Consider the following 11,605-nt stretch of genomic DNA (forward strand, 5'->3'; position numbering starts at 1 on the left):
CGCGGATGCACTCTGGCTTTCGGCGGGTGCCTTGGCGTTGGAGCTACAAGCTGCAAGACCGAAGGTCGCGGCGAGGCTCAGGGACAGAACAGCCATAGACTTCTTCACTGTGTTCTCTTTTCTGGTAGATCCCCGTGCTATGCCGGGGAGACCTATAGTGTGGTTGTTTGTTGAGTGAGAGTTGAGTGAGAGCTAGATTCTGAGCGCCTCCCTAATCCTAACAACAGTTATGCGAAGCTTCCTATTTTCCCTAGGAGTTCAGCGCAACTTGAAGACGCAAAACGGCCCCGCACGCATCACGTTCGGATGCGCACGGGGCGTTTGTTATGCACTGGTCAGCTTATTACTTCTTGGGCTGAACGGGCTTGACGGGGGTGACCTTAGCCTGTGCGGGCTTTGCGGGAACCTTCGGAGCCTTCAGATCTGCCTTCTCGCCGCCAACGATGGAGGTTACTTCACCGGATGCGTCCACGGTTGCCTGCAGGCCGCTGTTAGCCTGGATGCTCCAGGAGCCGTCAGCCTTGACTGCAACCTGGCCGTTTGCGTCCTGGCGGCTCCAGGAGCCGTCAGCCTGTACAGCTACCTGACCTTCGTCGCCCTGAATGGACCAGCCGCCGTCCTCGGAAACGATAACGTCGCCCTCAACGGTGGAGGAGGATGCTGCGTTGCCCTCGGAGTCCTTGGACTCAGCCTTGGTGCCCTTTTCGTCGGACTCTACCTTGGAGGAGTTACCCTCGGAGTCCTTAGCGTCTACGGATGCCTTGCCGTCTGCGCCGACCTTCACGTCTGCGGAGTTGCCTTCGCCGTCGTTAGCCTTGACGGTGACGTTGCCGTCCTTGTCAACCTTCACATCTGCTGTAGCAGAAGCGGAAGCTGCAGAGGTGGTTGCCGCAGAGGATGCCTTAGCCGATGCGCTTGCGGACGCAGTTGCCGAAGCGGATGCGGATGCAGTCGCGGTGGTGGTGGAAGAGGACTGGGAGCCGCATGCGCTCAGGCCCAGTGCGCCTGCGAAAGCGATGGACAGAACCGCGGTGGTCTTCTTCATTGCGGGGGCGATAGCCATTGTTTCTCCTTGTGGTTGTTAGTATGGTGCGGCTAGTTGGCGACGTATTCGCGTCGTGCGCAGGATCCTTGTGGGATTCCATAACAATTATCGGTGTAACCAACCGCGTTAATTCTATCGAGTTTGGGGGCTTTTATCCGAGCCGGCGGGCGTTTATCCGCATTCTAGCGGGTGGGATATCCCACGTTTCCGCCCGGCTTATCGGCTGGCCACTTCAGTTAGTTACGGGGAGTGACGGGCTTGACGGGGTTAACAGTAGCGCCAGCGGGCTTGGCGGGAACGGTCGGTACCTTAATCGTGCCGCTGCCGCCGGTCTGTTCCCAGGTGCCGTTAGCTTCTACTTCAATGACGCCGTTCTCACCGGTCTGTTCCCAGGAGCCGTCAGCATCGACCTCAACGACGCCTCCATCGCCAACGCGCTCCCAGGAGCCGTCAGCTCGTACCTCAATGATGTCGCCGTTGGGTGCGTGGTAGGACCAGCCGCCGTCGGCCTTGATTTCGATGAGGGTGTAGCCGTTGGCTGCGCTGACGGTTCCGCTGTCGACGGTCACGGTGCTGGAGCCATTCGAGCCGCTCTTGGCGGTGGTCTCGCCGGCCTTCTCGTCGACCTTTGCGGAGGAGCCGGCGTTGCTGGAAGCCGAGCCGCCGTTGACGGTCACATTACCGTTAGCGTCTGCGGTGACCCCGGTGCCATCAGCACCGCTGACGGTTACGCCGCCTTCGGTGACGGTGACGGTACCCTGCGAGCTGCTTGCGGTAGCGCTCGGGGAGGCTGCGTCGCTTGCCTTGACGGTGACCTTGCCGTTGCCCGCGTTGACTGCCGCGTCGGCGGTGGAGGATGCCTTGGCGGTCGCGGTGGCGGTGGGTGCCGGGTTAGAGGTGTTCTGTGCACCGCAGGCGCTCAGGCCGAGTGCTGCGATTGCTGCCAGGGACAGTGCTGCCGCGCCGGTGCGGAGGCGGTGGTTGGTGGGCTGCGCGGAAGTACGCTGAGCGTGGCGTGCCATGAGGGGTTCTCCTTGTGAGTCCCGGAGGGTCGGTCGTCCGGGGTTTGTATGGTTGTTTTTCCGGTTGGGGGTTGAGCCGCTTGTATGGTGTGTGGCTTTTCCTTATCCGGTGATTCCAGCTTAGGGTGTGAGTCTAAGATTGAGCTTTAGTTTGCTGTGTTTAAGCTGTGTCCGGACGGCAATGTATAAGTATTTTTCCCAGTGGGGTTTCATAGTCGCGGATTTTCGCTCAGCTTATGCATAGCTTTCTGCTTAAATGTATAAATTTTCTTTATTTTTCTGTAGCCCATCATAGCTTCCCCTGTGAAACCGAGCTACTTTCTGTATCTTATGCTCGAGTTAAGGGTTAGGGTCTTGAAGACCCACCTTGTGCACGCTCCCCGCCGCGCGCACCCTCCCAGCCCTCCAGCCGCTCTGCCTCCCCCAGCAACCCATGCCCTATCAGCAAGAGAACATCTGGGCATACTAAAAGACCCCCACCATATTGGTGGGGGTCTTTTAGCAGATTCAAAGTCTCAAGAATTACTTCTTCTTAGCGACTGCTGCCTTCAGCTTGGAGCCTGCGGTCAGCTTCACGCCGTGACCGGCGGGAATCTGGATGGTTTCGCCGGTCTGCGGGTTACGGCCGGTACGAGCTGCACGGTCGGTGCGCTCGATTGCCATCCAACCGGGGATGGTGATCTTCTCGCCCTTGGAGACGGAAGACTCGAAAACCTGGAACACTGCGTCGAGGACTGCGTTGACAGTTGCCTGGCTCTTGCCAGACTTCTCTGCAACCTCTGCAACGAGTTCGGTACGGTTCTTAGCCATTAGGGTGCCCCTTCCAGAGACTTAGATTTGAGTCTAAAGCGAGTGACCGTCTTGCGACGGAAAACCGTTTAGGAACTAAAATACCAGATTTACCAGCTGGACTTGGTGATACCGGGCAGCTCGCCACGGTGTGCCATCTCGCGGAAGCGCACGCGGGAGATACCGAACTTCTGGAAGGTACCGCGGGGGCGGCCGTCGATCTGGTCGCGGTTACGCACGCGAACGGGGGAAGCGTTGCGGGGCAGCTTCTGCAGTGCCACGCGTGCTGCTTCGCGCTCCTCGGGGGTAGCGTTCTCGTCGATCAGGGTCTTCTTCAGCGCGATACGCTTCTCGTTGTAGCGAGCGACGATGACCTTGCGCTGCTCGTTGCGAGCGATCTTGGACTTCTTAGCCATTCTTAGCGCTCCTCTCGGAAGTCAACGTGCTTGCGAACGACGGGGTCGTACTTCTTCAGCACCATACGGTCGGGGTTGTTGCGGCGGTTCTTACGGGTCACGTAGGTGTAACCGGTGCCAGCAGTGGACTTGAGCTTGATGATAGGACGGAGGTCCTTAGCCTTGGATGCCATTTACTAGATCTTCTCCCCGCGTGCGATGATTTCTGCAACAACGGCATCGATGCCACGAGCATCGATAACCTTGATGCCCTTAGCGGACACGTTCAGGGTTACCTTACGACGCAGCGAAGGAACCCAGTAGGTCTTCTTCTGAACGTTCGGGTCGAATCGACGCTTGTTGCGGCGATGCGAGTGCGAAATGCTGTGTCCAAAGCCGGGAACAGCTCCGGTCACCTGGCAGACTGCTGCCATGTTTCACTCCTTTATTGATTGACTTTTATGACGGTACGCAGTCGATGTTACTCGTGAGCGTCCCGCCACCAATGTAGAAGCACCGGGTTATTCGCCGGGCTAGAGTGTTTGAGATCGTCACGTGGGTGAGAGGCCACGCATCGATCCCCGCCGCGGGAAAAACGGTGAAGCTTATTAGTGTCGAGAGGCGTTTCCACCACTACGAACAGCGTTAAATTCTAGGTAAATACGGGGGTTCGTGCAAGCCTGCACGCCGGATTTTGCCTTAAAAATCCGCGGAATCTCGGTGTTCTGAGCCAATTGCATCTCGTTTAAGCGAAGTGCTCGATTCGCGGATGCACGCCTGCCTTCGAGCGGCAAACATACCTATCCATTCTATCAAAAATGGTTGTTTTTGCAAGTCCAGATGTTTTTAAGGAATTCTTTAACGCCCCTAGTCAGGCGTTAATGCGCCTTTTTAAGAACGGATGTTCTCTATGTGACCGGGGATAAATTACACCGGTGAAATTCATGTTGTGAGATTAACAGCTTAAGCCGGATTTAAGCCTTAAACAGCCCCGCGCCACCGCTTCTTGCGGTGTGCGCAGGGCTATTAAACGGGCTTAAATACGCGTTTAAAGAGCTTTTAACTCTCGTTTTAACGCTTCCGCCCCGGTTTTAAAGGGCGGTTTAAGGGGTCGCAACGGTACGGGTAACGGCGGATTTACCGTTCCAGTTACGGCGTAGATGCGGGCACAAATACGGTACAGATACAGCACAGGGCGCTCCCCCCGGCATACAGTTTTACGCCGTAACGTGCACCCCTCAGCATTAGTTCTTAAGGGCGTTAGTTTTTAAGGCTTGCCGCGGGCACCCACTGCGGGTACTTGGGGCTCACACCGTCCCCGGAGCTCGTACCCTTCAGTCGGCGACCGATCCACGGCAGGGCAAACTCACGGACCCAGCGTGCCTCCTGCTCGATCTTCTCGCGGGCGGTCAGCTGCACCTCCGGGGGCAGTACCGATTCGGTGATCACACCGGGCAGGCCGAGCTGCGCCAGTACGCGAGATGCGAAGCGTTCGTGGCCGAGGTCGTTCATGTGCAGGCGGTCGTCAGCCCACAGACGCCAATCAAGGAAGTCGTTCCAGCGCCAGTAGTCGATAATGTGCACGCCGTGGTCCTCAGCGATACCACGCAGTAGCTCGTTGTAGGTGGCGGTACGGCCGCGGGTACGGGCGAAGGGGCCCTGGCCCTGTACATCCAGGCCGGTTACGGTAAGCACTTCGATTCCTTCGCCGCGCAGGGTGGCGAAGGCTTCGTCTACGTGAGTCATGAGCTGGTCAATATCCACGTTGGGTCGCATGATGTCATTGCCGCCACCGTAGAAGGTGACAATGTTGGGGCAGAGGTCCAGGGCTCGAGGCAGCTGTTCATCCAGGATGGGACCGAGCAGGCGGCCGCGGATAGCAAGGTTTGCGTACTGCGCCTGCGGGTCTACTGCACCGAGGCCTTCGGCAACGCGGTCTGCCCAGCCGCGTAAGCTGTTGGGGCGGCGGCGGTCAACGTCGCCCACGCCTTCGGTGAAGGAGTCGCCGATTGCCACGTAGCGTACTGATTCACCGTTGAGCTTGCCGTTGGGGTCTAGGAGCGGGGTCGTCATTGTGTTCTTCTTTCCGGGCCTCTATAGAGAATGACCCTTCTGTGGAAGAGGCCGGCACACCTGCGCGGTGTACCGGCTTCTTCGCTTAGCTTTCGGTGCGTCCTGCTTTCCAGTATCCCACTGTTGAGGGTTCTTCTTCAGATATGAGCGGGGGTTTCTTAGGATGCGACAGCTGAACCGGCAACGGTGGACGCACTCCGGGGATGGGGTACCACCACTACACTGCCGTCGTTAAACGGGTCCGCGACCTCGGCCTTCAGGCTAAAGATGGTGTGCAGGTTCTCACGGGTGAGCACTTCGTGTGCTTCGCCTTGGGCGACGATGGAGCCGTCCTTCATAGCGACGAGGTAATCAGCGACTCGAGCGGCGAGGTTCAGTTCGTGCAGCACCATGATCATGGTGGTGCCGCGCTGTTCGTTGAGGTCCGAGAGCAGGTCGAGTAGCTCCACCTGATGTGCCAGATCGAGGTAGGTGGTCGGCTCGTCCAGCAGTAGAATGTCGGTTTCCTGGGCGAGCGCCATGGCAATCCAGACGCGCTGACGCTGACCGCCGGAGAGTTCAGTGACCTGTCGTTCGGCAAGGGACATGGTGTCGGTGGCTTCGAGAGCCCAAGCAACCGCCTCGTCATCTTCGGCGCTATTGCGTTTGAAGAGGCCTTGGTAGGGGTAGCGTCCTCGGGAGACCAGGTCGGCTACGGTAATGCCTTCGGGGGCGATGGGGTGCTGGGGCATGAGCCCGACCATGCGGGCGAAGCCCTTCATGGAGTATTCGTGGGTTGACTTGCCGTCGAGGGTGAAGTCGCCGTTGAGCGGCTTGAGCAGTCGGGAGACACCGCGTAGCAGGGTGGATTTACCGCAGCCGTTGGGGCCGATGATGGCGGTAACTTTGCCCTTCGGGAATTCGAGGGAGAGGTCTTTGACGATGGTGGTTTCGCCGTAGCCGAGGCTGACGTTCTCTACTTTGAGGGTGCGTTCGGTGATTTCTTTCATGGCGTCCTTTCTTCTCTAAGGCTTTTCCCGGGAGCCTCCTAACTTAGCCTATCCTAATTTCGGGTCAGAATATAGCGAATCCCCCGAACCGTTCACACTTCTGTAGAACAGCACGGGGGATCCGCTATATCGGCGAACTTTAGAAGTTCACTTTTCCGTTGACGAGCCAGCCGCCTTCCGCTGCACGCTGGAAGACTTCCTGAGCCATGGTGCGGCTGTAGGTCTTGGAGACATGGTTGTCGTCGATGTAGACGTAGATGTTTCCAACCACGGGGCTGCACATGCCGTCCGGGCAGTACACGTCCTTCAGGTCCACCATGACGGCACCCTGGTTGCGGTACTTGTCGAAGATTTCCTTTGCAGGGTTTTCGGCGGCGTACTTGTCGCTTGCGGGTCGTGCGCAGGAGCTCTTGTCGGCACCGGCCTTCTGAGCGCATTCGTAGATGTTGTACTCGAAGCGCGGGTTATCGCGCAGGCCGATGACCTGGACTCCTGCCTCGGTGAGGCGGCGGACCGTCTCGTCGAGGCTCGGGTCGACTCGTTCGTCGTTCGATCGTGCCTGGGCAACAGTGGCGATGAGCACCACGGTCTGCGGCTTACGCTTGAGAATTTCCTCGGTCATCTTGGTGTTGAATTCCGAGCATTCGTTGCTGGCGTTGACGGCGCGGACCGGGTACTGGCAGCCACCGAGCAGGTAGGTCTGCAGGTTGGTTTTGGTCTGTTCTGCGATGGGCTTGAAGATGCTCAGCGCCTGTTCGGCGTGGGAGTTACCGATGACCATGGTCAGCGGTGCGTCCTCGGGGCCGTACTTCTGCAGGCTGCAGTACTTGGCGAGTGCCGGGTCGGAGGGCGCGAAGCCGCCAACGCAGGGGTCGCTCAGTCCGTCGAACTGGGTTTTGACGTCACCGCCGGAGGGGATGGGGTTGTCAATGAGTCCCTGCTGGGCGCCGCCGATAGCGCGGGCGCCGGGGTAGTTTTCGCTGGCGGTCTGTACCTGCAGTTCGGCGTTCTGCTCGGACTGGGTGTTGCGGTAGCCTACCCATGCCTGTGCGGCTACCAGGGGTACGCCTGCGACCAGGAAGATCGCGAGGATGAAGGCGAGCTGGTCTGCCCAGGTCTTGACCGAGAAGATGGTCTTGAAGCGCATCTTCATCATGAGCCAGGGTACGAAGGGGTCCTTGCGGTAGCGCAGCGGCTTCTCGACGAAGCGGATGAGCAACCATGCCAGGCCGATGGAGGCAAGGATGATGACAGCGCCTTCGATGAAGTTCACGCGGGAGGTACCGACGGCGCTGCTGTAGAGAATGAGGATGGGCCAGTGCACCAGGTACAGGGCGTAGGAGATGTTGCCGAGGCTCTGCAGGGGTGCGGAGACCAGTAGTCGATCGATGCCCCAGCGGCTGTTGGTACGGCCTGCCATGATGACGAGCGCACCGGAGATCACGGGCCAAAGCGCCAGGTAGCCGGGGAACGCTCGTTCAACGGGCAGGATTGCGCCGCAGGTGACCAGACCAATAATGCCGACCCAGCCCATAACTACTCGAGCCTTCTCGGGTGCCTTCCACTTGAGGGTGAGCATTGCCAGCAGGGTGCCAATGGCAAATTCCCACAGGCGGGTGCGGGTGTCGAAGTAGGCGAATCCCTGGTTGGTGTCGGTTTCGACGATGGAGAAGGTCAGGGATGCGACGAACACCGTGTTGAAGATGAATACCGCGGTGGTGAAGAGGTTCCCGCGGAATCGGTGCACGACGTAGGCTACTGCGGCGAAGAGCAGGGGCCAGATGATGAAGATCTGTCCCTGGATGGAGAGCGACCAGAAGTGCTGGAAGGGTGACTTCACGGAAGCGTTTTGGGCGTAGTAGTCTACGGAGCTGAACGCAAGGTTCCAGTTCTGGAAGTAGAACAGGGAGCTCCTTGCGTCGGTTACGGTTTGCGACCAGCGACTGGGCGCGAGCACGAAGAAGGACGCAATGGTGGTACCCGCGATAACCACGGTGGCTACGGGTAGCAGTCGCTGGAAGACGTGCATCCAGTAGCTGAAGAGATTGAGGGGTTTGCCTTCGTTGATCTTGCGCATGAAGGAGAGCGAGAGCAGGAAGGCGGAGATGAAGAGGAAGACGTCCACGCCGCCGGAGACTTTGCCGACCCAGACATGATAGAGCACCACGAGGAGCACGGCGAAGGCTCGCAGGCCCTGAATTTCAGGGCGGAATCCTCGCGATTCGATGAACTCTTCGAGGGGGTAGTCGCTGGCTTCGCGTGCTTTGATGCTGCGCGGGGCGGTGGTGTAGGTTCCCTGCGAGGCGGGAGCCTGCGGGGTTCCGGAGGTTTCAGACATTCTCGGTTCCTCAGGATGGATGTCGATGTGCTAGTGCGGGTCCCTTAGACACTACAGGACACTCGTACAATAAAATCCTGATCCGCACCTCTGCTATGAGGCTGGTGCGAACCAGGATTTTTCTGAGCCCCCTACCGGATTCGAACCGGTGACCCTCTGTTTACAAGACAGATGCTCTGGCCAACTGAGCTAAGGAGGCAACCTGTCCAGTGTACCTTATTCTCTTGGTTGAGTCTGCTTAGTTGTTCTTTTAGGGTTTGGTTGAGAATACTTCTAAATTATGGGGTGATAGTATGTTCGTTTCCTTCGTTTTACCCCTTATGAGCACCACCTCTGTATGCTGCTCACCCACCCCTCGTACTCATCACCGTGTATGGAAAAACCCGGTAGCCTCGCGTGGAGGTTACCGGGTTTTCCTGTATCGAAGCGGTTACTTCTTCTTAGCTTCGATCTTTTCCTTCAGGAAGGTGCTGAAGTCGTTGCTGGTGTACTGGTCACCATCAACGAAGACGGTGGGGGTACCCTTAATACCGTTCTTTGCGGATTCAGCGTTGACCACGTCCACGAAGGGGCGCCACTTGCCATCGTTCATATCGGAGCCGATGGAGGCGTGGTACTTCGAAGCAATGTCGGCGATCTGCTGGTTGTTCATGTCGCCGCTGCCCTGGTGGGTGAAGATCTCACGCTGGTAGTTCAGGAAGTCGTGGGTGCTGACCTGGTTTGCCACGGAGTATGCTGCTGCCGCGTTACGTGCGGAGTATGCGGTGGGCGAGGAACGGTCCAGGAAGGTCAGGTTACGGATTTCCAGGGTGATGGTGCCGTCTTCGACGAGCTTCTGGATTTCCTCACCGTACTTCTTCTCAAACTCTGCACAGTGCACGCAGTTGTAGTCCTGGAAGATGGTCACGCGTACGGGCTGGCCGTTCTTGGATGCCTCTTCAGCGGTCTGCACGCCCGGGGGCATGGTGTTGACTGCTGCTGCGGTTCCGTTGACCATGGGGGTCACGGAGGAGGTCGAGGTTGCGAGCTGCTTGAAGTCGCGGTTCTCCTGGGTGGAGGAGTTCTGGACGATGCCGTCCTTGGTCAGCACAATGCCACCGTATTCGTTGGCGCTGGAGGGCACCGGGCCGCTTTCTGCTACCTTGGTGTTCTTGTTGCCGTTGACTACGACGAAGCCGATGATACCTACGATGATGAGGACCACGGCGAGTACGCCGAACTGGAGCCAGCGGCGGCTTGCCTGGCTGGGGCTCTTCTTGGCCTGCTGGGCCGCAATCTGGCGGGCTTTTTCGCGGGCGTCGGTCGACATGCCTGCTCCTTTGGTTGGGAATATGGGTGGCGGTTCATCCACTGTTCTAGCCTACCCCTTATAGAGTAAGCACCCGTCAGGGTATAGCTCCAGAGGTCTAGCTTCCTGCCGTTTGAAACAGCTGAAAGTCATGTCGAGCAGGTGCCACCGTGAAGGCTGGCTCTACTCACGCTCTGTCGTGGGGTCTATCTCGTGGATGTACCGCGCTACCCGTCTAGCCTACCGAATGGGTGCCTTATCGGCTAGTTAATACCCTGGCTGAGATGCTGTGATGTCGATTCTCACGCTCTCAGCTTATTTTCCTTGTAAACTTCTGTAGCATTAGGAGGCTCCTCTCCCCTGCCACAAGTAGCGCACAAGTATAGCGCCGAGGCACCCATCCGGTTCAGCTCACCAGCTGCTAGGGAATGTTGTAGATTTCTACTCCCCCAATGAACGGGCGGGTGTCGAAGTTCCCCTTCCACTCCACGTTCAGGCCGTGCTTCTCCAGTACGGGGATAATAGTGTCCTTCATGAGCTCCACGGAAAGCTTCTTGTGAAGAGCACTAATCTCTTCCTTCTGCGCATCGCTCAGCGCGTTCCATTCATTTTCGTCCCTGGGGTAGGCGAGGAAGGAGCCGAACCCAACGTAGGTACCGCCGCTCTCAGCGAGGCTTTCGGTGTCCTGCTGGTGGAAGTAGATGTATCCCTTCCATTCACGGCTATCGTCGATCTCGTCCCAGATTTCTGCGGAGGCGCAGGTACCGCAGCAGGTGAAGTTCTGTCGTGCGATAACTCCTTCTTCTTCGAGCGCTGCGAAGGCACGGTTGAGGTTGGAGTTCTTCTGCATTTCGGGGGTAATGCCCAGCTCAGCGGCGAATGCACGACGACGCTTGATGAGCTCTTCCACGTAGTCCTCTACGCGCTTCTCCCAGAGCTTGCTGTCTTCATTCTCCCCATCGTATTCCAGACCGAGTACGTCCATCACATAATCGGTGATGGTTTCTACGTACTGCTCAGTATCAGATTCCCCCATGAACAGCAGGGGCCAGATAGGCCAGAGCAGCTCGGCTTCATCTTCTTCATCCAGCCCCCATTCTTTGGGGAAGGGCGGGTCGAGGCGTTCTTCGCTCCAGCGCTCGTAGATGCTCTTCTCATCGGCCATGATGATGCTCCTTTGCGTGTTCTCTACTCGTTCGGGTAGAGATGTGGATTGCTCTTGTTGTTAAGGTACCAAGAGTTTCTCCACCGTGCCCTCTGCTTCGTCATTCAGGCGGATCTGTGAACTCCCCATCTCGTTACCTCTGCAGTAGGCTGGCACGCTGTCGGGCTGGCTCTGCAACCATGTTCCCCTGCTTCTCTGCTGCGTCTCTGTACCTCTGCTGAGTTATGGGGCTTTCGGTTCAAAAGTTTTTGGGTACACAAAAAGAGGGGAAGACCTATAAGGTCTTCCCCTCTTGAATAAAAAACCCGCGGTGACCTACTCTCCCACACCCACAAAAGTGCAGTACCATCGGCGCGAAGAGTCTTAGCTTCTGGGTTCGGAATGGAACCAGGCGTTTCCCTCTTGCTATAACCACGGAAAATCTTCCGAATAAAAAGCCTCAGCCTCCCGAAGGAAGCCCAGGGTTATTATCCAAAAACCATACAGTGAACGCAAACAACA

General features: G+C 57.8%; 11 protein-coding genes, 1 tRNA gene and 1 rRNA gene. All 13 read right to left on the reverse strand.

What is annotated here, in order from left to right:
- Nucleotides 1–343: 343 nt before the first annotated feature.
- The gene (locus tag HMPREF2845_RS06580; protein WP_070634218.1) at nt 344–1,063 is read right to left on the reverse strand and encodes a hypothetical protein; all 720 of its coding nucleotides are present in this window, start codon (nt 1,061–1,063) and stop codon (nt 344–346) included.
- Nucleotides 1,064–1,281: 218 nt separating this feature from the next.
- Nucleotides 1,282–2,067 carry a hypothetical protein gene (locus HMPREF2845_RS06585; RefSeq protein ID WP_070600525.1) on the reverse strand — a complete coding sequence of 262 codons (786 nt, stop codon included), beginning with the start codon at nt 2,065–2,067 and terminating at the stop codon, nt 1,282–1,284.
- 522 nt (nt 2,068–2,589) lie between these two features.
- Nucleotides 2,590–2,877: an HU family DNA-binding protein gene (locus HMPREF2845_RS06590; RefSeq protein ID WP_005506733.1), complete on the reverse strand. Its 288-nt coding sequence runs from the start codon at nt 2,875–2,877 to the stop codon at nt 2,590–2,592.
- A gap of 89 nt (nt 2,878–2,966) precedes the next feature.
- Nucleotides 2,967–3,272 (reverse strand): 30S ribosomal protein S14, encoded by a 306-nt coding sequence (gene rpsN / locus HMPREF2845_RS06595; protein WP_005506731.1) that lies wholly within the window; start codon nt 3,270–3,272, stop codon nt 2,967–2,969.
- A 2-nt stretch (nt 3,273–3,274) separates the two neighbouring features.
- Nucleotides 3,275–3,445 (reverse strand): 50S ribosomal protein L33, encoded by a 171-nt coding sequence (rpmG, locus tag HMPREF2845_RS06600; RefSeq protein ID WP_004005967.1) that lies wholly within the window; start codon nt 3,443–3,445, stop codon nt 3,275–3,277.
- Between the two features lie 3 nt (nt 3,446–3,448).
- The gene (gene rpmB, locus HMPREF2845_RS06605) at nt 3,449–3,685 is read right to left on the reverse strand and encodes a 50S ribosomal protein L28 (protein ID WP_004005966.1); all 237 of its coding nucleotides are present in this window, start codon (nt 3,683–3,685) and stop codon (nt 3,449–3,451) included.
- Between the two features lie 826 nt (nt 3,686–4,511).
- Nucleotides 4,512–5,324 (reverse strand): SGNH/GDSL hydrolase family protein, encoded by an 813-nt coding sequence (locus HMPREF2845_RS06610; protein ID WP_070634219.1) that lies wholly within the window; start codon nt 5,322–5,324, stop codon nt 4,512–4,514.
- Nucleotides 5,325–5,482: 158 nt separating this feature from the next.
- Nucleotides 5,483–6,313, reverse strand: coding sequence for an ABC transporter ATP-binding protein (locus HMPREF2845_RS06615; RefSeq protein ID WP_070634220.1), 831 nt, complete (start codon nt 6,311–6,313; stop codon nt 5,483–5,485).
- 139 nt (nt 6,314–6,452) lie between these two features.
- Nucleotides 6,453–8,651 (reverse strand): acyltransferase family protein, encoded by a 2,199-nt coding sequence (locus HMPREF2845_RS06620; protein ID WP_070634221.1) that lies wholly within the window; start codon nt 8,649–8,651, stop codon nt 6,453–6,455.
- A 125-nt stretch (nt 8,652–8,776) separates the two neighbouring features.
- Nucleotides 8,777–8,850, reverse strand: a tRNA-Thr gene (locus HMPREF2845_RS06625).
- A 231-nt stretch (nt 8,851–9,081) separates the two neighbouring features.
- Nucleotides 9,082–9,960, reverse strand: coding sequence for a DsbA family protein (locus HMPREF2845_RS06630; protein ID WP_049361984.1), 879 nt, complete (start codon nt 9,958–9,960; stop codon nt 9,082–9,084).
- A gap of 400 nt (nt 9,961–10,360) precedes the next feature.
- Complete coding sequence (locus tag HMPREF2845_RS06635; protein WP_049340517.1) at nt 10,361–11,104, reverse strand: DUF6891 domain-containing protein; 744 nt, start codon at nt 11,102–11,104, stop codon at nt 10,361–10,363.
- Nucleotides 11,105–11,406: 302 nt separating this feature from the next.
- A 5S ribosomal RNA gene (rrf, locus tag HMPREF2845_RS06640) occupies nt 11,407–11,523 on the reverse strand.
- Nucleotides 11,524–11,605: the final 82 nt, after the last annotated feature.

The organism is Rothia sp. HMSC065B04 (genome assembly GCF_001812285.1).
In the GTDB taxonomy this organism is placed as follows: domain Bacteria; phylum Actinomycetota; class Actinomycetes; order Actinomycetales; family Micrococcaceae; genus Rothia; species Rothia mucilaginosa.